The organism is Bradyrhizobium sp. USDA 4541, from assembly GCF_024171085.1.
GTDB classification, from domain to species: domain Bacteria; phylum Pseudomonadota; class Alphaproteobacteria; order Rhizobiales; family Xanthobacteraceae; genus Bradyrhizobium; species Bradyrhizobium australafricanum.
Genome location: NZ_JALJZF010000001.1, coordinates 723,265 through 743,202 on the forward strand (window position 1 = coordinate 723,265; position 19,938 = coordinate 743,202).

At 64.8% G+C, this 19,938-nt stretch carries 18 protein-coding genes; 9 read left to right on the top strand and 9 right to left on the bottom strand.

Features of this window, described 5'->3' with window-relative positions; all coding sequences use genetic code 11:
* Positions 1–49: 49 nt before the first annotated feature.
* The 4 genes from J2R80_RS03525 to J2R80_RS03540 form a co-directional block, all read right to left on the bottom strand.
* Positions 50–1,918, bottom strand: a complete 1,869-nt coding sequence (locus J2R80_RS03525; protein WP_141342522.1) for an AMP-binding protein — start codon at positions 1,916–1,918, stop codon at positions 50–52.
* A 41-nt stretch (positions 1,919–1,959) separates the two neighbouring features.
* Positions 1,960–2,766: an enoyl-CoA hydratase/isomerase family protein gene (locus J2R80_RS03530; protein WP_076832872.1), complete on the bottom strand. Its 807-nt coding sequence runs from the start codon at positions 2,764–2,766 to the stop codon at positions 1,960–1,962.
* Positions 2,767–2,946: 180 nt separating this feature from the next.
* Positions 2,947–3,705, bottom strand: a complete 759-nt coding sequence (locus J2R80_RS03535) for an SDR family NAD(P)-dependent oxidoreductase (RefSeq protein WP_016847447.1) — start codon at positions 3,703–3,705, stop codon at positions 2,947–2,949.
* 46 nt (positions 3,706–3,751) lie between these two features.
* A complete protein-coding gene (locus J2R80_RS03540) occupies positions 3,752–4,480 on the bottom strand; it encodes a TetR family transcriptional regulator (RefSeq protein ID WP_076832549.1) in 729 nt (242 codons plus the stop codon).
* Between the two features lie 111 nt (positions 4,481–4,591).
* Between J2R80_RS03540 and J2R80_RS03545 the strand changes: the two genes are divergently transcribed.
* Together J2R80_RS03545 and J2R80_RS03550 are read left to right on the top strand one after the other, a co-directional pair.
* The gene (locus J2R80_RS03545; RefSeq protein ID WP_057016283.1) at positions 4,592–5,764 is read left to right on the top strand and encodes an acetyl-CoA C-acetyltransferase; all 1,173 of its coding nucleotides are present in this window, start codon (positions 4,592–4,594) and stop codon (positions 5,762–5,764) included.
* 180 nt (positions 5,765–5,944) lie between these two features.
* Positions 5,945–7,489, top strand: a complete 1,545-nt coding sequence (locus J2R80_RS03550) for an acyl-CoA synthetase (protein ID WP_057016284.1) — start codon at positions 5,945–5,947, stop codon at positions 7,487–7,489.
* Positions 7,490–7,707: 218 nt separating this feature from the next.
* Here the strand turns inward: J2R80_RS03550 and J2R80_RS03555 are convergent, their stop codons facing one another.
* Positions 7,708–8,214, bottom strand: coding sequence for a hypothetical protein (locus J2R80_RS03555; RefSeq protein ID WP_076832552.1), 507 nt, complete (start codon positions 8,212–8,214; stop codon positions 7,708–7,710).
* 102 nt (positions 8,215–8,316) lie between these two features.
* Here J2R80_RS03555 and J2R80_RS03560 point away from each other — a divergent pair, with 102 nt between their 5' ends.
* From J2R80_RS03560 to J2R80_RS03575, 4 genes are all read left to right on the top strand, one after another.
* Positions 8,317–9,471: an alpha/beta hydrolase gene (locus J2R80_RS03560; protein ID WP_076832554.1), complete on the top strand. Its 1,155-nt coding sequence runs from the start codon at positions 8,317–8,319 to the stop codon at positions 9,469–9,471.
* A 178-nt stretch (positions 9,472–9,649) separates the two neighbouring features.
* On the top strand, positions 9,650–10,621 hold the full coding sequence (gene mbfA, locus J2R80_RS03565; RefSeq protein WP_057016287.1) for an iron exporter MbfA: 972 nt from the start codon (positions 9,650–9,652) through the stop codon (positions 10,619–10,621).
* Between the two features lie 254 nt (positions 10,622–10,875).
* Entirely contained in the window at positions 10,876–12,348 is a 1,473-nt protein-coding gene (locus tag J2R80_RS03570) for an amidase (protein ID WP_076832557.1), read from the top strand.
* A 123-nt stretch (positions 12,349–12,471) separates the two neighbouring features.
* Positions 12,472–12,825 (top strand): nuclear transport factor 2 family protein, encoded by a 354-nt coding sequence (locus J2R80_RS03575; RefSeq protein ID WP_057020071.1) that lies wholly within the window; start codon positions 12,472–12,474, stop codon positions 12,823–12,825.
* 139 nt (positions 12,826–12,964) lie between these two features.
* Here the strand turns inward: J2R80_RS03575 and J2R80_RS03580 are convergent, their stop codons facing one another.
* Both J2R80_RS03580 and J2R80_RS03585 read right to left on the bottom strand, forming a co-directional pair.
* Positions 12,965–14,053 carry a Zn-dependent alcohol dehydrogenase gene (locus tag J2R80_RS03580; protein WP_018269116.1) on the bottom strand — a complete coding sequence of 363 codons (1,089 nt, stop codon included), beginning with the start codon at positions 14,051–14,053 and terminating at the stop codon, positions 12,965–12,967.
* A 53-nt stretch (positions 14,054–14,106) separates the two neighbouring features.
* Positions 14,107–15,888 (bottom strand): acyl-CoA dehydrogenase family protein, encoded by a 1,782-nt coding sequence (locus J2R80_RS03585; RefSeq protein WP_076832560.1) that lies wholly within the window; start codon positions 15,886–15,888, stop codon positions 14,107–14,109.
* Between the two features lie 71 nt (positions 15,889–15,959).
* Between J2R80_RS03585 and J2R80_RS03590 the strand changes: the two genes are divergently transcribed.
* Entirely contained in the window at positions 15,960–16,661 is a 702-nt protein-coding gene (locus tag J2R80_RS03590; protein ID WP_076832562.1) for an SDR family NAD(P)-dependent oxidoreductase, read from the top strand.
* Positions 16,662–16,899: 238 nt separating this feature from the next.
* Positions 16,900–17,730 (top strand): enoyl-CoA hydratase, encoded by an 831-nt coding sequence (locus J2R80_RS03595; RefSeq protein WP_076832874.1) that lies wholly within the window; start codon positions 16,900–16,902, stop codon positions 17,728–17,730.
* Between the two features lie 171 nt (positions 17,731–17,901).
* On the opposite strand, the gene J2R80_RS03600 is transcribed toward J2R80_RS03595, so the two are convergent.
* Both J2R80_RS03600 and J2R80_RS03605 read right to left on the bottom strand, forming a co-directional pair.
* Entirely contained in the window at positions 17,902–18,525 is a 624-nt protein-coding gene (locus tag J2R80_RS03600; RefSeq protein ID WP_076832564.1) for a GNAT family N-acetyltransferase, read from the bottom strand.
* A gap of 70 nt (positions 18,526–18,595) precedes the next feature.
* Positions 18,596–18,799, bottom strand: coding sequence for a DUF1127 domain-containing protein (locus J2R80_RS03605; protein ID WP_076832566.1), 204 nt, complete (start codon positions 18,797–18,799; stop codon positions 18,596–18,598).
* Positions 18,800–18,917: 118 nt separating this feature from the next.
* Here J2R80_RS03605 and J2R80_RS03610 point away from each other — a divergent pair, with 118 nt between their 5' ends.
* A complete protein-coding gene (locus tag J2R80_RS03610) occupies positions 18,918–19,817 on the top strand; it encodes a transcriptional regulator GcvA (protein WP_076832569.1) in 900 nt (299 codons plus the stop codon).
* Positions 19,818–19,938 lie beyond the last annotated feature (121 nt).

Below are 19,938 nucleotides of genomic sequence, written 5' to 3' on the forward strand. Positions count from 1 at the left end.
CGGGTTCACGCTTCGCGCGCCCCGAAATGACGCGTTTGCTTTCGTAGGATCAGTTCAAGATGATCACGTCGTCGCCGGGATTGCCGGCATACAGCTTCTCGACCAGTGCGGCGCGGCGTTCGAGGCCGGCGCGCTGGTTGATGTAGCCCTTGTCGGTGAGCTCGTTGCCGTCGATCGACGGCGGCTCGACCATCAGCATCGCACGCGCGATACGCATGCTGCTGCCGGTGGTGGACGCATTGTGCGCCTGCAAACCCTTCTTCAGGCAGGCAAGCACTTCGGGATGCCGGATCACGTCCTCGTAGCTGGCATCGGCATTGCCGACGAGCTGGCGGCAGGCGTGCAGGTTCGGCCAGCACAGCAGGCCGATGAACTCACGGTCCTGCCCCGCAACCAGCGCGTCATGCACGACCGGCGTCGCGGCTGATATCGCATCGGTGCGCAACGAGCCGACATGCACGAACGTGCCGGTGGTCAGCTTGAAATCCTCGACCACCCGGCCGGCAAAGATGATGCCCTGCAGCGGGTCTTCGGGGTTCACGAACACGCCGGCGTCGCCGATGCAGTAGAAGCCCTCCTCGTCGAACATCTTGGCCGTGAGGTCCGGCTGGCCGAAATAGCCTGGCGTGACGTTGACGCCGCGCAGCCGCAATTCATATTTCGAGCCGCACGGCACCATCTTCAGCTCGACGCCAGGGAACGGCAGGCCGATCAGGCCGACGCGCTCGGTGTCCCAATAGGTGCCGGTCGAGGTCGGCGCGGTCTCGGTCGAGCCCCAACCGGTGTAGAACACGATGCGCTCGCCCGTGGTCTTCACCGCCAGCGCCTGCATGCGGTCATAGAGATCGTCGGGCAGCCGGGCGCCGCCATAGGCCATGATCGAGAGGTTCTTGAAGAAGCTCGCGCACAGCGCCTCGTCCTTCTCCATCGCGGCGGCGAGCGCCGCATAGCCGGCCGGCACGTTGGCGTAATAGGTCGGCGACACCTCGCGCAGGTTCCTGATGGTCTCCTCGAGCTGGCCCGGCATCGGCCGGCCGTCGTCGATATAGAGCGTGCCGCCATCGACCAGCACCGGATTGAACGCGGCGTTGCCGCCCATGGTGTGATTCCACGGCATCCAGTCGAGCACCGTCGCGATCGGTCCCTCCGTTTCACGCGGGCGCACCTGCATCATCATCGCCGCGTTGGCACACATCATCTCCTGGGTGTTGATGACGGCCTTGGGCATGCCGGTCGAGCCCGAGGTGAACAGCAGCTTGCCGACGGTCCTGGGCGTGATCTTCGCGATGGACTCGCCGACCGCAGCCGTCACCGGCGTTGCCGCGAGGTCGGCAAAGGCCGCGCTCCTGATGCCCTCGCAGGGACGCAGGACGTGGACGACCGTGATGCCGGTGAGATCGATCGCCTTCAGCGCCTTCTCGAAGGTCGGGCCGTCCTGCACCATCACGACGGCCGGCTTGATCAGGTTGAACAGGTATTTAAGCTTGAGATGATCCTGGCTCATCAGCGAATAGGCCGGCGACACCGGCGCGGCCGGCAGCCGCGCCTGCATCGCGGCCTGCGTCATCAGCGCGTGCTCGATCGAATTGCCTGACAGGATCGCGACGGGCCGGCCGTCGCCGACGCCGAGATCGAGCAGGCCTTGCGTCAGCGCATCGACGGTGCGCTTGGCTTCGCCATAGGAGACCTTGCGCCATTGGCGGTCGGGACCACCGCGTTGCGCGAGCCAGATCCGCTCCGGCGCCTGCGCCGCCCATTTGGCGAGATAGGCCGGAATATGCGTCTCGTAGGCCTGGAGCGGAATCCGCGACTTCAGGACGACGGTGCCGTCACCGCGCCGCTCGACCGCGATGTCACGTGCGAGCCAATCCACCTTGCGAAAGGCAGGTTTCGTCAGCATCGCCGCGTCTCCATCCATTTTGCGTCTCCCGGAATTCTTGTCCTTTTGAGGATCTGTTCTCAGCGCCTGATATAGACAGGCTTTCGTTTCTCGAGAAAGGCCCTGATGCCTTCCTGGAAATCTTCCGAGCGGCTGCACAGCACCTGGTTGCGATCTTCCATCGCGATCACGGCCTCGATCGAGCCGGCATCGACGCTCATGTTGATGCATTCCTTCGAGAGGCGGAGACCGACCGGCGAGGCCGTCATCATTGCCTCGACATAAGGATTGGCCGCCGCATCAAGATCGGTGGCCTCGACCACCTCGGACACCAGGCCGACCGCAAGCGCGCGGTCGGCATGGATGAAGCGCCCGGTGAGGATCAATTCGGAAGCAACCGACACGCCGACGAGGCGCGGCAGGAAATAGCTGGTGCCGATATCGCAGCCGCCGAGACCGAGCTTGATGAAGGCGCAATTCATCCGCGCGTTCTTCGCCGCGATGCGGATGTCGGCGGCAAGCGCCAGCGCGAAGCCGCCGCCGGCGGCCGCGCCCTGCACCAGCGCGATGATCGGCTGCGGAGCGCGCCGCATCAGCATCACGATGTCGGCGATGCGCCGCTGCGAGTCCAGCGACTCCGTGACGCCGGGCGGCTCGGTCTGTCCACCACGGCGCGCCATCGCGTGCTTGAGATCGAGCCCGGCGCAGAAATTCGCACCGGCGCCCTTCAGCACCACGACGCGGGTGTCGCGATTGCGCTGCAGGCCCTGGAAATAGACGTTGAGCGCGTCGATCAGCGAAGGGTCGAGTGCGTTGAGGCTCTCGGGACGATTGAGCGTGACCCAATCGACCCCGTCGTGATGTTCGATCAGCAGCGGCTGAGACACGCGCATGGTCCTCCCGACCGTCGTCCCGGCCAAGCGAAGCGCGAGCCGGGACCCATAACCACAGGCTTTTGTTGTTTTGCGCGGTGTCTGCCAGCTTGCCTGTTACAGACGCCGCGGAGTATGGGTCCCGGCTCCAGCGCGCAATTGCGCGCAAGGCCGGGACGACAGCGGAATTCGCCGTTAGCGCGGCGCCATGCGGATGGCGCCGTCGAGGCGGATGGTTTCGCCGTTGAGCATCGGGTTCTCGACGATGTGGACCGCGAGATTGCCGTATTCCGAGGCATCGCCGAGGCGGGCCGGATGCGGCACCTGGGCGCCGAGGCTCTTGCGCGCTTCCTCATTGAGACCCATCAGCAGCGGCGTCAGGAACAGGCCGGGCGCGATGGTGTTGACGCGGATCTTCAGGCTGGCGAGGTCGCGCGCGGCCGGCAGCGTGAGGCCGACGACGCCGCCCTTCGAGGCGGAATAGGCGATCTGGCCGATCTGGCCTTCATAGGCCGCGACCGATGCGGTGTTGATCGCGACGCCGCGCTCCTCGCCGATCGGGGCTTCGGTCGCCAGCCGCTCGGCGAACAGGCGCAGCACGTTGAAGGTGCCGATCAAATTGACGTTGATGATGCGGACGAACTTCGCCAGCGGATAGACGCCGTCCTTGCCGACGATGCGCTGCGAGCCGCCGATGCCGGCGCAGTTCATCAGCACGCGCGCGATGCCGTGCGCGGCCTCGGCCTTGGCGATCGCAGCCTTGATCGCGTCCTCGTCGGTGACGTCGGCATGCAGCGCGACGCCCTTCACCTCGGCGGCGACTTTCTCAGCGTTTTCCTTGTTCTGGTCGATCACGCCGATCTTGGCGCCCTTGGCGGCCATGGCGCGCGCGGTTGCGGCACCAAGGCCGGAGCCACCGCCGGTGATGAGAACGGCAACGTCTTTCAACTGCATGGATACAACCTTTCCTTGGGCGTTTCTTCTCTAGACTCGAACCTTGTTATCCGGCGGCTACTGCTGCCGTTTCCTTATCGGGATTGAGCACGCCGCCGAAGATCAAGGCTTCCATGTGCTTGATGTAATCGCGGCAGACCTCGTCGGTGACCGGACCGACGCCGACCGCGCGCGACATCGCGTGGCGGCCGAAGAACAGATGATCGCAGGCGCCGATCAGGCTGGTGTAGAACAGCACCGGATCGATCTTGCGGAATTCACCGGCCTTGATGCCTTCTGCGAGCAGCCGGCGGTGAAAATCCAAAAGCGGCGCGACGAAGAATTTCGACACCTCGTTCGCAGCGGCAGGCGAGCTCTCGTGCAGGAGATAATGGATCAGCCGGTTCATATAGGGGAACTGGTGATAGGCGCGGATGATGCCGCCGATATGCAGCCGCAATTTTGCGGACGGCGTGATCGGTTGGCTGATGAGATATTCGAGTTGCGATATCTCGGTGGCGGCGTCGCGCGCCAGCAGCGCCAGCAACAACCCGTCCTTGTTGCCGAAATGATATTTCACCAGCGCGGCGTTGACGCCCGACTTCTGCGCGATGTCGGACAACGACACCTCGATCGAGGCGCGCTCGATCATCAGCTCACTGGCCGCAACCAAAAGCTTGTCGGCGGTGGCATTTTTGCCGGCCGGAAGTTTCGTCGGTACGCTGGTATTCAACTGCGCTCTGGTCCCGCTCTGTGTCAGGGGTCGACGGTAAATCGAGGCCGCACATAAGCCCATGGCGGGGCCGCACTCAAGAGTTAATTGATTGATTGACTAAATGCTGAGCCACCCCTTAAATCCGGCCCAACTTTCAGACCGCCCAATCCGGAAACATCAGGGAGATCAGACATGGCCGAGGCATATATCGTCGCCGCCGCTCGCACCGCGGGCGGCCGCAAGGGAGGACGCCTCGCCGGCTGGCATCCGGCCGATCTGGCCGCGACCGTGCTCGATGCGCTGGTCGAGCGCACCGGCGCCGACCCCGCGCAGGTCGAGGACGTGATCATGGGCTGCGTGATGCAGACCGGCGAGCAGTCCACCAACATCGCGCGCAACGCTGTCATGGCCTCGAAGCTGCCGGAGAGCGTGCCGGCGACCTCGATCGACCGCCAGTGCGGTTCCTCGCAGCAGGCGCTGCACTTCGCGGCGCAGGCGGTGATGTCTGGCACGATGGACTGCGTGATCGCCGCCGGCGTGGAATCGATGACCCGCGTGCCGATGGGCCTCGCCTCCTCGCTGCCCGCCAAGAACGGCTTCGGCCACTACAAGAGCCCGGGCATCGAGGCGAAGTATCCCAACATCGTGTTCAGCCAGTTCACCGGCGCGGAGATGATGGCCGAGAAGTACGGCCTGTCGAAGGACGAGCTCGACGAATACTCCTATAACAGCCATCAGCGCGCGATCGCGGCCACGCAAGCCGGCCACTTCAAGGACGAGATCGTGCCGGTCAAGATCACCCGCGCCGACGGCTCGACCGACACCCATCACATCGACGAAGGCATCCGCTTCGACGCCAGCCTCGACGGCATCAAGGGCGTCAAGCTGATCGCCGAGAACGGCAAGCTCACCGCGGCGAGCGCCAGCCAGATCTGCGACGGCGCCTCCGGCGTCATGGTCGTCAACGAGAAGGGCCTGAAGGCGCTCGGCGTCAAGCCGATGGCGCGCATCCATCACCTCACCATGATGGGCGGCGACCCCGTGATCATGCTGGAAGCGCCGCTGCCGGCAACCCAGCGCGCGCTGCAGAAGGCCGGCATGAAGATTGACGACATTGATCTCTTCGAGGTCAACGAGGCCTTCGCCTCGGTGCCGACCGCTTGGCTGAAGACCACCGGCGCCGATCCGGCCCGGCTCAACGTCAACGGCGGCGCGATCGCGCTCGGCCATCCGCTCGGCGGCAGCGGCACCAAGCTGATGACGACGCTGCTGCATGCCCTCAAGCAGCGCAACAAGCGCTACGGCCTGCAGACCATGTGCGAAGGCGGCGGCATGGCCAATGTGACGATTGTCGAGCGGCTGTAAGAAAAGTCCGCATCAGCGGCCACAACAATGATGTCGTCCCGGCGTAGGCCGGGACCCATAACCACAGCCGTTTGTGGTTAGGCGCGGCTGGGGCCACAACTCAGTCCAACAAGAAAAATTGGTGGTTATGGGTCCCCGCGTTCGCGGGGACGACCACTATTGATGCTCCGAGGAAACACAATGACCCATCCGTCGATCCACGCGCGCACCCATCCGAACAAGATCGCCTATCAGATGGCGGCGTCCGGCAAGGCCATCACCTATCGCGAGCTCGACGAGCTTTCGAACCAGGGCGCGCATCTGTTCCGCTCGCTCGGCCTGAAGGCCGGTGACCACATCGCGCTGCTGATGGAAAACCGGCTCGCATTCATGGAGATCTGCTGGGCAGCGCAGCGCTCGGGTCTCTATTACACGGCGATCAGCCGCTATCTGACGGAAGAAGAGATCGCCTACATCATCAAGGACTGCGGCGCGAAGGTGTTCATCACCACCCCGCAGTGCGCCGACAAGGTGAAGGGCCTGATCAAGGGCGAAGCGGGCGAGCCGCTGTTCTACATGATGGACGAGCCCTCGCCGGGCTTCCGCTCCTACGACAAGGAAGCCGGCGCGCAGCCGACCACGCCGGTTGCCGACGAGGTCGCCGGCTACGACATGCTGTATTCCTCCGGCACCACCGGCCGACCCAAGGGCATCAAGAAGCAGTTCGAGGGCAACCGGATCGACGTGCCGAACCCGTTCCTGCGCATTCTCACCGCCGACATGTGCGGCATGAATGCCGACAGCATCTATCTGTCGCCGGCGCCGCTCTATCACGCGGCCCCGCTGCGCTTCAACATGATGGCCACCGTGCTCGGAGGCACCTCCGTCATCATGGAGCATTTCGACGCCGAGGAATTTCTGAAGCAGGTCGAGAAGCACAAGGTGACGCAGTCGCAGCTGGTGCCGACCATGTTCGTGCGCATGCTGAAGCTGCCCGACGAAGTGCGCACACGCTACAAGGTCTCGTCGCTGAAAGGCGCGATCCATGCCGCGGCGCCCTGCCCGGTCGACGTCAAGGCCAAGATGATCGAATGGTGGGGACCGATCCTGATCGAGTATTACGCCGGCTCCGAAGGCAATGGCGTCACGGTCTCGACCTCGCAGCAATGGCTGACCCACCGCGGCACGGTCGGCCGCGCGGTGGTCGGCAAGGTCAAGATCCTCGACGAGAACGACGAGGAAGCGCCGACCGGCCAGATCGGTCAGGTCTTTTTCGCCGACGCGCCGGCGTTCTCCTATCACAACGATCCGGAGAAGACGAAGAAGGCCTACAACACCAAGGGCTGGTCGACGCTCGGCGATGTCGGCTACCTCGACGAAGAGGGCTTCCTCTATCTGACCGACCGCAAGAGCTACATGATCATCTCCGGCGGCGTGAACATCTATCCGCAGGAGACCGAGGACGTCCTGATCACGCATCCGGCGGTGTCCGACGTCGCGGTGTTCGGCGTGCCGAACGAGGAGATGGGCGAAGAGGTCAAGGCCGTGGTGCAGCCGCACGACATCACCAGGGCCGGCAAGGAGCTCGAGGCCGAGCTGATCGCGTTCTGCCGGCAGCACTTGTCGCCGATCAAATGCCCCAAGAGCATCGACTTCGAGCAAGAGCTGCCGCGCACGCCGACCGGCAAACTGGTGAAGCGCCATCTGCGCGACCGCTATTGGCCGAAGGTGCCTGCCAGGCCGTGACCGCGGTTCGCCGCTCCCCGGAGGGGCCGTCGTCGCGCCGCGGCCAAAATATCGAAAACAACCCCATGCAAAGGAGCTGGCGGCTGCCCGCGTTCGACAAGGCAGCTTGACACGTCGGGCAACTCAGAGATAGATTTCCAATATTCCGAAATAGTGCAAACGGTCCGGGGGAGGATGAAGAGCGCACGCGGGACGCCGCTTGCGCGCACCCCGCCGACCTACAACTCCGCCGCCGGTTCGCACGCGGCAGACGCCGCGGCGCGCAGATGCAGTTGGCCGTGCTTGCCATTTGCCGTGGTGGTCCACTGCGCATCGATCTGCTGAAAATCCTCCGACAGCTTGCCGCGGTGGCTGCCCTCGGTCTCGAACGATCCACTGTCGTCGGGCGACCGCTCAAACAGCTCGACCTCGAGATCGGACAGCCGGATGAACATCTGCACGCCGATCTTGGTTACGTGACCGCCGACCTCGTATGACCCGCAGCCGCGCGCTTCCGCGTTCTGCTCGTTCAGCGCTTGCACCTTGTCGAAGGTGATGACGAGGTGCTGCACCGTCGTGTCACCGTCCCACAGGAATTCGCCGATATAGGCGTGCGGCAGTCTTTCGGTCAGTTGCTTGATGTCGGCGGCACGCACGGCCGATGCCAGCATCAAGCTTGCGGCCACGACCGTCAGACCGAGGCGCGACATCGAGCCGGTCAGCTCTGCAATCCCGGCGTGGCGCATGCGGTATGCATCCCCTGGGCAAAGTTGCTATCGTGAAACAATGGCCGCCAGCATACAGCGAAATGCGCTGGTTGTGCGGCGATGCCAAACAGGTGATCTCCGATGCCAGCCCTCCCCGACATCCCGCTGCCCTCCACCATCCGCTCGCGTTATGTCGACGGGATCAACGGCCTGCGCATGCATGTGCTGGAAGCGGGCTTCGAAACATCCGGCCGGCCCTGCCTGTTGCTGCTGCACGGCTTTCCGGAGCTGGCGTTCTCCTGGCGCAAGGTGATGCCGAAGCTCGCCGCCGCCGGCTATCATGTGATCGCGCCGGACCAGCGCGGCTATGGCCGCACATCAGGGTGGAGTGCGGAGTATGACGGCGATCTTGCGTCATTCCGCCTGCCCAATCTGGTGCGCGATGCGCTCGGGCTGGTCGCTGCGTTCGGCTACAAGCACGTCGATGCGGTGATCGGGCACGATTTCGGCTCGTCGGTTGCGGCGTGGTGCGCACTGATCCGGCCCGACGTGTTCCGCGCGGTGGTGATGATGAGCGCGCCGTTTTCGGGGCCGCCGTCGCTGCCGTTCAACACCGCGAGCGCGCCGACAAAGCCAGCGACCGACGACCCCGTGCATCGCGAGCTCGCCGCGCTGCCGCGGCCGCGCAAGCACTACCAATGGTACTATTCGACGCGCCCGGCCAGTGACGACATGCATCGCGCGCCGCAGGGCGTGCACGACTTCCTGCGTGCCTATTACCACCACAAAAGCGCGGACTGGAAAGACAACAAGCCGTATCCGCTGCAATCCTGGTCGGCAGGCGAACTGGCAAAACTGCCGACCTATTACGTGATGGATTTCGCCAAGGACATGGCCGCCACCGTCGCCGAGGAGATGCCGTCGCGCGAGGCGATCGCCGCCAACACGTGGCTGCCGGATAGCGAGCTCGCATATTACAGCGCCGAATATCAGCGGACCGGATTCCAGGGCGGGCTGCAATGGTATCGCTGCGGCACCTCGGGGGCGTTCGTCCCGGAGCTACAGACCTGGAGCGGCCGCACGATCGACCAGCCGTCGGCCTTCATTTCGGGCAAACAGGATTGGGGCACCTATCAGCGGCCTGGCGTGTTCGAGGCGATGCAGACGAAAGCCTGCACCAACATGATCGGCTGTCATCTGGTCGACGGTGCCGGCCACTGGGTGCAGCAGGAGCAGCCCGATGAGGTGAGCCGGCTGCTGCTCACATTCCTGCGAGACGCCGGCGCACAGCGCTAGATTCCCGTTCGGCCGTCGCGTCGCATCCCGTTGATCTCAGGCGTTTTCTTCGCTCAACCCGCGCGGCTTGCCGGTGCTGCAACAGCGAATCCGGGCCGATCCGGATTTGACCCGGCACCGGTGCAACCCTATAGTTTAGAACTATTCTAATTTTAAACTCTGTGAACAAGGCGTTGCCGTGAAGAACTTTGCCGATCTGACCGAGCGCGAGGTGCTGGCGGTCGCGATCGCCTCCGAGGAGGAGGACAGCCGCATCTACATGACGTTCGCGGAGGATCTCGCCGGGCGCTATCCCGATACCGCCAAGATTTTCGAGGAGATGGCCGAGGAGGAGCGCGGCCATCGCCACCGACTGCTGGAAACCTACGAGCAGCGCTTCGGGGCGCATCTGCCGCCGATCCGGCGCGAGGACGTCAAAGGCTTCCTGCGCCGCCGCCCGATCTGGCTCACCAAGAACCTGCCGCTCGACACCATCCGCAAGGAAGTCGAGACCATGGAGTTGGAAGCCGAGCGCTTCTATGCCAAAGCCGCCGAGAAGGCCGAGGATGTCGGCGTGCGGCGGCTGCTCGGCGATCTCGCCGAGGAGGAGAAGGGCCACGAGAAGCTCGCGGTGAAGCTGACCGGCGAGATCCTCAAGCCGGACGTGCGCGCCGAGGAAGACCGCACGCGGCGGCGGATGTTCGTGCTGCAATATGTGCAGCCGGGTCTCGCCGGATTGATGGACGGCTCGGTCTCGACCCTGGCGCCGCTGTTCGCCGCCGCCTTCGCAACGCATCACAACTGGCAAACCTTCCTGGTCGGGCTTGCCGCCTCGATCGGCGCCGGCATCAGCATGGGCTTTGCCGAGGCGCTGTCCGACGACGGCTCGCTGACCGGCCGCGGCTCGCCCTGGCTGCGCGGCCTGACCTGCGGCTTGATGACGACGCTCGGCGGGCTCGGCCACACCATTCCCTATCTGGTGCCCGATGCCTGGCCGAACGCATTCTGGATCGCGACCGCGATCGCCGGGATCGTGGTGTTCTTCGAATTGTGGGCGATCGCCTTCATCCGCGCGCGCTACATGGACACGCCGTTCCTGCAGGCGGTATTCCAGATCGTGCTCGGCGGCGCGATCGTGCTCGCGGTCGGCATCCTGATCGGCGCGGCGTAGCAACGGTTCGATTCTCCCTCTCCCCGTTCTTACGGGGAGGGTTGGGGTGAGGGGCCATATCCACACGTGACGCAAGTCGACGTACCTGTACCCCCTCACCCGCCGCGCAAGCGCGCGGCGACCTCTCCCCGCAAGCGGGGCGAGGTAGAGCAGAGCAATTCCGATCAAACACGGCGACAACGTCACGGCTACAGCGCTTGCGGGCGGCAGCCAAACTGCCCATCATCGCGCCAACAACAAACCGGGAGCACGCCGTGGCCAAATCGCAATACAGCTTCAAGACCGCCGTCGAATTGTCGAAGGCGCTGCGCAACAAGCAGGTCTCGGCAGTTGAGCTCGCACAGGACGCGATCGGCCGCATCGAGCGCCACGACGGCAAGGTCAACGCGGTCTGCGTGCGCGACTTCGAGCGCGGCCTCGCCGCTGCGCGCGCTGCGGATGCCGCGATCGCGCGCGGCGAGCACAGGCCGCTGCTCGGCATCCCCATGACGGTGAAGGAATCCTTCAACGTCGCCGGCTTGCCGACGACCTGGGGCTTCCTGCCGCAAAAGGATTTTGTCCCGACCGAGGACGCGCTGTCGATTCAGCGCGTGAAGGACGCCGGCGGCGTCATCCTCGGCAAGACCAACGTGCCGGTCGGGCTCGCCGACTGGCAGAGCTACAACGAGATCTACGGCACCACCAACAATCCCTACGACCTCGGCCGCACGCCGGGCGGCTCCTCCGGCGGATCGTCGGCGGCGCTCGCCGCGGGCTATGGCGCGCTGTCGCTCGGCTCGGACATCGGCGGCTCGCTGCGCGTGCCGGCGTTTCATTGCGGCGTCTATGCGCACAAGCCGACCTTCGCGCTGCTGCCGTCGCGCGGCCACACCGCGCCGCCGGCACCGCCCATCATCTATGAGCGCGACCTTGCGGTAACCGGCCCGATGGCGCGCGGCGCGGCCGACCTGTCGCTGCTGCTCGACGTGATGGCCGCTCCCGATCCGCTCGATGCCGGCAAGGCCTATCGCCTCGACCTGCCGGCGGCGCGCCACGCCAGCCTGAAGGATTTCCGGATCCTCGTGATCGACACCGATTCGGTGTTGCCGACCGACAAGGCGGTTCGCGGCAGCATCGACAAGCTCGCGAGCCACCTCGACAAGGCCGGCGCCAAGATATCGCGGTCGAGCCCGCTGCTGCCGGATTTCGCGGCGTCCTCGCGGCTCTATATGCGGATGTTGCTGTCGTTCCTCGCCGCGACCTTCCCGCCGGAGGTCTATGCCGGCGCCTGCGCGGCAGCGGCCGCGCTGCCCGCCGGCGACAACAGCCTGCAGGCCGAACGGCTGCGCGGCATCGCGCTCAGCCACCGCGACTGGGTACAGGCGACAGTCGCCCGCTCGCGGCTGCGCGCGCAATGGCGCGAGCTGTTCAAATCGTTCGACGCGGTGATCTGCCCGATCATGCCGACGCCGGCCTATCCGCACGATCATGAGCCCGACCAGGAGCAGCGGCGGATATTGATCGACGGCGAGCCCTACATCTACACCGACCAGCTCGCCTGGCCCGGCATCGCGACCCTGCCCGGCCTGCCTTCGACTGCGATCCCGACCGGCTTTGCGCCCGACGGATTGCCGGTCGGCGTGCAGATCGTCGGCCCATGGCTCGAGGACCGCACGCCGCTCAAGCTCGCCGAGCTGATCGAGCACGAATTCGGCGGCTTCGTGCCGCCGAAGATGTTCGATGATTAGGTGCTGGAAAAAACCGTCATTGCGAGGAGCGAAGCGACGAAGCAATCCATATCTCAACGAGCGGCGAGATGGATTGCTTCGCTGCGCTCGCAATGACGGACAACAAAACCAGGGAGAAGGCCAATGAGCAACGATCTCGAGGAGCTGACAAAGCTCAACAAGGACTACGTTGACTCCGTTCAGAACTGCGACGTCAAGCGCTTCGACGAAATTCTGGCGCAGGACTTCTACTGCACCAATCCCGACAAGAGCCTGGTCGACCGCGCTGCCTTCCTGAAGCAGACCGCGATCCCGGTGAAGATCAAGGGCCTGAAGGCCGAGGACGTCAAAATCCGCATCCTCGGCGATTTCGCCATCATCCACGCCCAGACCAGCTACACCAACGCGGACGGTGAGCCGGCGCACGGCCGCTATACCGATTGCTGGGCGCGGCAGAACGGAAAATGGCGCGCGGTATCCGCGCATGTCGCGCGGTGAGCGATTCAGGTGTCGTCCCGGCGCAGGCCGGGACCCATAACCACCGCAGCTTGTGGTGAGTAAAGAAAGTCGTCCACCCACGTGCCCAAAGCGAGGCCGCGGCGTATGGGTCCCTGGCCTACGCCGGGACGACACACGCTCAGCTATCAAACATGATCACGCTGCGCAGCGTCTTGCCGGCTTTCATGTTGGCAAAGCCCTCGTTGATCTCGGAGAGCTTCAGCTTGGCCGAGATCCAGTCTTCCAGATGCAGCTTGCCGCGCATGTAGAAGTCGACGAGGCGCGGCATGTCGACGCGGAAGTGGTTGGAGCCCATCGACGAGCCCTGGATGCGGCGCTCGCGCAGGAAGTCGAAGCCGTGCAGCTCGATCTTCTGGCCGAACGGGATCATGCCGACGATGGTCGCGGTGCCGCCCGCCGCCAGCATGGCGAAGGCCTGCTCGGCGGTGTCCTTGCGGCCGAGCACCTCGAAGGAGTGCTGCACGCCGCCGCCGGTGAGCTCGCGCACCTGCTGGACCACGTCGCCGCGGGCCGGATCGACGATATCGGTGGCGCCGAGCTTGGTCGCAAGCTGCAACTTGGCCGGATTGGTATCGATCGCGATGATGCGGCCGGCGCCGGCGATCTGCGCACCGTTGATCGCGGCCATGCCGACGCCGCCGCAACCGATCACAGCCACCGTCTCGCCGGCGGTCACCTTCGCGGTGTTCACCACCGCGCCATAACCGGTGATGACGCCGCAGCCGATCAGCGCGGCGAGATCGAGCGGCATCTCCTTCTTGATCTTCACGATGGCGTTCTCGTGCACCAGCATCTGCTCGGCGAACGACGACAGATTGAGGAACTGGTTGAGCTTCTCCTTCCTGCCCCATGACAGGCGGTTGGAGGCGCCGGGCAGCATCTTCACCGTGGTGTCGGTGCACAGCACGGTGCGGCCGGTGGTGCAGTTGTCGCAGGTGCCGCAGAACACCGACAGGCAGGTGACGACGTGATCGCCGGGCTTCACGTAATTGACGTCGGAGCCGACCTTCTCGACCACGCCGGCCGATTCATGGCCGAGCACCGCCGGCAGCGGATGCGGATAGAGGCCTTCCATGAAGTGCAGATCGGAATGGCAGAGGCCCGCGACCGCGGTGCGGATCAGGACCTCGCGCGGCCCCGGATTGGGCACGCTGACGTCCTCGATCACCAGCGGCTGATTGACTTCATGCAGGACGGCGGCCTTCATCGGGGTCTCCCTTGACGTTTTTGATTGTTTGAAAAGTTCGCTCGCGCAGCAGCCTACGCTGCGTCAAGCAATTCGCCAACCTCGGCCATGCCGACCGCGCGATCGCCGAGCAGGTGCTCGGTCATCCTGCGCTGAACGGTATTTTCCGTTAGCCGGAACGGATCGCCCGGCAGCACGCGGTGGTCGATCACCATCCGCGACAGCAACAGCCGACGCGCATCGCCGCGCATCTGGTGGATGCGCCCGCCCTCCCACGCCAGCGCGACCGCGCTTGCGACATGATAGAGCAGGCTGGTGGCGCGGCGCGCATCGCCCTCATTGTCGATGCGGCTCGCCACCTCGCGCGCAAACGCGACCGCACGGTCGCTAAGATCGCGCAGCCGGTTGCGCCAGGCTTGCGGAACATTCGCGCTATCATCGAGCCGCGCATGCAGATCGGCGGCGAGCGCATTGTCGGCGCCATGGCGGCCGACCGCACGCTTCAGCGCATCGATCGCGACGATATTGCCGGTGCCCTCCCAGATCGAGCCGAGATGCGCGTCGCGCAGCAGCCGCGGCGTGACGAATTCCTCGATGTAGCCGATGCCGCCGCGCATCTCCATCGCATCGCCGCAGACCTTTCGGGCGTCGCGAGTGGCGCGGAATTTCAGCGTCGGCGTCAGGATGCGAAGCAGCGCCGCGGCGTCCTGACTGCCTGCCTCGGCGCGGTCGAGCGCGTCAGCGGTCAAAAAGCTCATCGACAGCGCCTGCTCGGTCGGCAGCATGATCTTCATCAGCTGCCGCCGCGCCAGCGGCAGGTCGATGATGCGCTGGCCGAACACCACGCGGCCCTTCGCCACGGTGATCGCGTCGTGCCAGGCGCGGCGCATCAGCGCGGTCGACTTCACGCCGTTGGAGAGCCGCGACGAGTTCACCATCTCGGCCATCTGCACGAAGCCGCGGTCGAGCTTGCCGACGGCGTAGGCGATCGCGCCGTCGAACTTGATCTCGCCCGAGGCCATCGAGCGGGTGCCGAGCTTGTCCTTCAACCGCACGATCCGGTAATGGTTCTGCGAACCGTCGTCGAGGAAACGCGGCATCAGGAACAGGCCGACGCCGCGGGTGCCCGGCCCGGCGCCTTCCGGCCGCGCCAGCAGCATCACCACCTTGGCATCGGCGTTGGAGCAGAACCACTTCTCGCCATAGAGCCGCCAGTGGTCGCCCTCCTGCACGGCGCGCGTGGTCAGCGTGCCGACATCGGAGCCGCCCTCCTTCTCGGTCATGAACTGGCCGCCCTGCGTCAGCTTGCTCATGTCGGTCTGGGTCAGGCCGTCGAGATATTTCGCCTTCAATGCCTCGCTGCCGAAATTTGCCAGCAGCTTGGCGCACCCGTCGGTGACGTTGATCGGGCAGCCCATGCCGAATTCGGTCTGGTTGAACAGGAAGGTGAAGGCGTGCTTGGCGACGACAGGATACTTGTCGGGCCAGCCCATGATGCCCTTGCGGAGCGACAGCGCGTGAATGCCGAACTCGCCGAACGCGGCCTTCTCGATCTCGCGATAGGCCGGATGATATTCGATGTGCTGCACGTCGCGGCCGAACTTGTCGCGCTGGTGCAACACCGGCGTATGCCGGTCGGCAAGCCGCGCGCATTCGTCGAGATAGCCTCCGGCCAATCCACCGAGGCGGTCGAGATGCGACTCGATATGGCGGAACAATGCATCGGGCAAATGCAGCTTCAGAAGGTCGGTCAGCGCCGGATCGGCCCGGTAGAAATTCATTCCCGTCGTGTCGGGCGCCAGCAGGCCCGGCTGGCTGGCGGCTGACGTTTTCGGATCCTGCTTGTGCGGCTGCATTGAATTCCCGGCTTCGGTGCTCATTTGTTTGGGCACGACTATCCTCCTCCGGCCGAGCAAAGGAAAGCCCAATGGATATTCCAAAATACAAGATCGCCCTGATCGTCGGCGCCGGCGAGGGCCTCAGCGCCTCGCTGACGCGGCTATTTTCGCGGGAGGGAATTCGTGTGGCACTCGGCGCCCGCAGCATCGAGAAGCTCGGCGCGCTCTGCACCGAAACAGGCGCGCGGGCCTATGCCTGCGACGCCACCAAGGCCGAGGATGTCGAACGTCTTTTTGGTCTGGTCGAGCGCGAGATCGGAACGCCTGATCTCGTGGTCTACAACGCCTCCGGCCGCTCGCGCGGGCCCTTCGTCGAACTGGTCCCTTCAGAGGTCGAACAGGCGATCGCGGTCTCGGCGTTCGGCGGATTCCTGGTGGCGCAGGAGGCGGCGAAGCGCATGCTGCCCAACAAGAAGGGCGCAATCCTGTTCACCGGCGCCTCCGCCAGCGTGAAGGGCTATGCGCAATCGGCGCCGTTCGCGATGGGCAAGTTCGCCTTGCGCGGCCTCGCGCAGAGCATGGCGCGCGAACTGTCGCCGCAGGGTATTCACGTCGCGCATTTCGTGATCGACGGTGGCATCCGCAGCGCTGCCCGCGCCGAGCCCGCCGACCGGCCGGACTCGATGCTCGATCCCGACGCGATTGCATTGAGCTACTGGAACGTGCTGCAGCAGCCGCGCAGCGCCTGGACCTGGGAGCTGGAATTGCGGCCCTGGGTTGAGAAGTTTTGAGATGACGGAGATCATGCAAGCGGCGTAGGCTGAACGCAAACGCCAACGTGATCAAGATCGCGAGCAAGCTGTGAGGCGGTGCGCACGAGGCTTGGCGCCTTTTGCTTACCGCGTGAAGTAACTTTCACCGTCATTCCGGGATGGTGCGCTAGCACCAGACCCGGAATCTCGAGATTCCGGGCTCGATGCTTCGCATCGCCCCGGAATGACGAAACAAACAGACATGGGGAGCGACGACATGACCGCTGAAATCAAGATCGAGACCGGCACCGACGAACTGCTCTGCGTAATCCGCGATCGCGTCGCCGTCATCACGCTGAACCGCCCGGATGCCCGCAACTCGCTGTCGGACACGCTGACGCCGGCGCTGCGCACGATGATCAGGACCTGCGGCGAGAACCCCGAGGTCGGCGTGCTGCTCGTCACCGGCGCCGGCAAGGCGTTCTGCGCCGGCGGCAACGTCAAGGGCATGGGCGCGCATCGCGACAAGAAGAAGCTCGAAATGTCCTATGAGGACAAGGTCGCGGATTTGCAGGAGCGCCAGCGCCTGCTCACCGGCTCGCTGGCCTCGGTGCGCAAGCCGACCATTGCTGCCCTTCCCGGTCCCGCGGTCGGCGCCGGCCTTGCGATCGCGATGGCCTGCGACATCCGGATCGCGGCGCAATCCGCCTTCATCTCGACCGGTTACTTGCGCGTGGCGCTGAGCGGCGATTACGGCATGGCATGGCTGTTGACGCGGCTGGTCGGCACCTCGCGCGCCCGCGAGCTGATGTTCACCTCGGAGAAGGTCGACGCCGCGAGATGCGAGCAGATCGGTCTCGTCAATCGCGTGGTGCCGGACGAAACGCTGCAGGACGAGGCCTTTGCGCTGGCGAAGTCGATGGCCGAAGGCCCGACCCTCGCGCTGCGCTACATGAAGGACAATCTCGACGAGGCGCTGCAGTTCGACTTCGCCACCGCGCGCGACCACGAGGCCGAGCGGCTGATCCGGCTCACCACGACGGCCGATCACAAGGAGGCGGTGCAGGCCTTCATCGAGAAGCGCAAGCCGGTGTTTCGGGGGAGTTGATCCTAGTTCGATGTCCGTCATTGCCGGGCTTGACCCGGCAATGCATCGAAAGAAACGCTTTCGCTCAATGGATGCGCGGGTCAAGCCCGCGCATGACGAGTAGCAGTCGCGGCACCGGTTGGGAAAAGAAAAGGGCCCGGTTCTGGAGGGGCCAGAACCGGGCCTAGTCAGTCAAACCGCAAGCGAGGACATCGCGGCCAAGCGGGAAGTGGCGGCAAGCCGCCAGCTGGCACAGGGAATGTCTTGCGGTTCGACGTGGATCTCTTTCACGAAGCGCACCAGCTTCCAGTCGCCGGGGCTCTGGGTGAAGGCGTAGCCCGACTTGCGGGCGAGGCCGATCATCGTCGCATTGGAACGCAGCGTGTCGCCGAAGATGCGTTCGGCTCCGAAGGACGCCGCACGGCATTCGAGATTCCTGAGCAGCGCCTTGCCAATGCCGTGGCCCTGCCACCGGTCATCGATCGACAGGCCGAACTCGACGCTCGACGTATCGGCATGGAAGGCGTAGCGGGCTTCGCCGACGATGGTCTCAAAGCCATCGACCAGCATCGTCGCGACCACCGTGAACCGGTCAGCCTCGCCGACATGGATGAAACGTTCGAGCTCCGTCTTCGGCAGCTCGCTCAACGCGCCCAGGAAGCGGTTGTAACGGGACCCCGCGGAGAGCGAGCGGATGTAGCTCTGCAGCTCTTCGCGGTCGCGCGGCTCGACGAAGCGCACCTTGACCTCGCTGCCGTTCTTGGCGCGCAGCACGTCAGAGTATTGCTTGAGATCGTCGAGATGCAGCGCAACCATGACACGCTCCTCGGGTGAAGAAATTAGCCGGCGTCCCTCGATCGAGGCGACGCCAGCGGTGGCGTCCTTCTCAGGCCCGCCAGAACGGCTTCTCGGTCTCGAACACGATGTCGCTGCGGGACATGCCGATGTCGTGCAGGTCGCGCTCGGTCCACTGCGACAGCTCGCGGCGGCGCTCGTAGCGCTCCCACCAGACATGCAGCGTCTCGCCGACCTGGTTCAGCAATCCGGGGGTATGATGATTTGTCATCGGTTCATGGGTGAAAATGGACATCTGCGGCTCCTGTCGGTAACCTGTTGGCGGTAATATCGGGGCTATTCGGCCCGCTCACAAACGACACTTTGTACCGTTTCGCATGAATCAAAGTCATGTATTTGGAGACGCCCCAGAGATGACCAGCCGCCTGCCTTCGCTGAATGGCCTGAGGGCGTTCGAGGCCGCCGCGCGGCATATGAGCTTCACGCTGGCGGCGTCCGAACTGAACGTGACGCAGACCGCGATCAGCCATCAGATCCGGCGGCTTGAGGAGGAGCTCGGCGCCCGCCTGTTCGTCCGCCAAAACCGCTCGCTGAGCCTGACGCCGGAGGCTGCCGAATACCTTCCCGGCGTCCGGGCCGCCTTCAACGACCTCAGGCTCGCCACCGATCGCCTGTTGCGCCGGGACGACGATCACGTGCTGACGGTCTCGACGCTGGCATCGCTTGCCGCCAAATGGCTACTGCCGCGGCTGTCGGCCTTCCAAGAGGCGCATTCCGGCATCGACGTTCGCATCACCACCTCGACCAGCCTGGTCGACTTCCAGCGCGACAAGGTCGACGCGGCGATCCGCTATGGCCGCGGCCAATGGGCGGGCCTGCGTGCCGATTGGTTGATGGCGGATGAGCTGTTTCCGGTGTGCAGCCCGTCGCTGCTGCAGGGAACCAGGCCGCTGAAATGCCCTGAAGACCTCAGGGATCACACGCTCCTGCACACCAGCAACGCCAACAGCGACGACTGGCGGCTGTGGCTGACCGCGGCGGGGCTGCCGACCGATATTTCCAAGCAGCCCGGCGTCACCTTCGACCTGCTGTTCGTGACGATCCAGGCCGCGATCGACGGCATCGGCATCGCGATGGGCCGCACCTCCTATGTGCAGGACGACATCGCCAAGGGTCGCCTCGTGGTTCCCTTCAAGATCGCGCTACCGGCCGACGCCGGCTTCTACCTGGTTTCGCCGCAGGGACGCGCCGATACGCCAAAGCTCTCCGCGTTCCGGAGCTGGCTCGGCACAACGGCGCACGCGGCGCCTTGATGCGCCGCACGCGCCGGCCGGAGCTTCGGTTCTGATTGGACCTGGGCCGAAGCGCCAGATCGTTGTTTTGACGAGGTTTCTTCGCGCGAACCAATATCCCCTTCGCTCGAAAGGCTCCCTG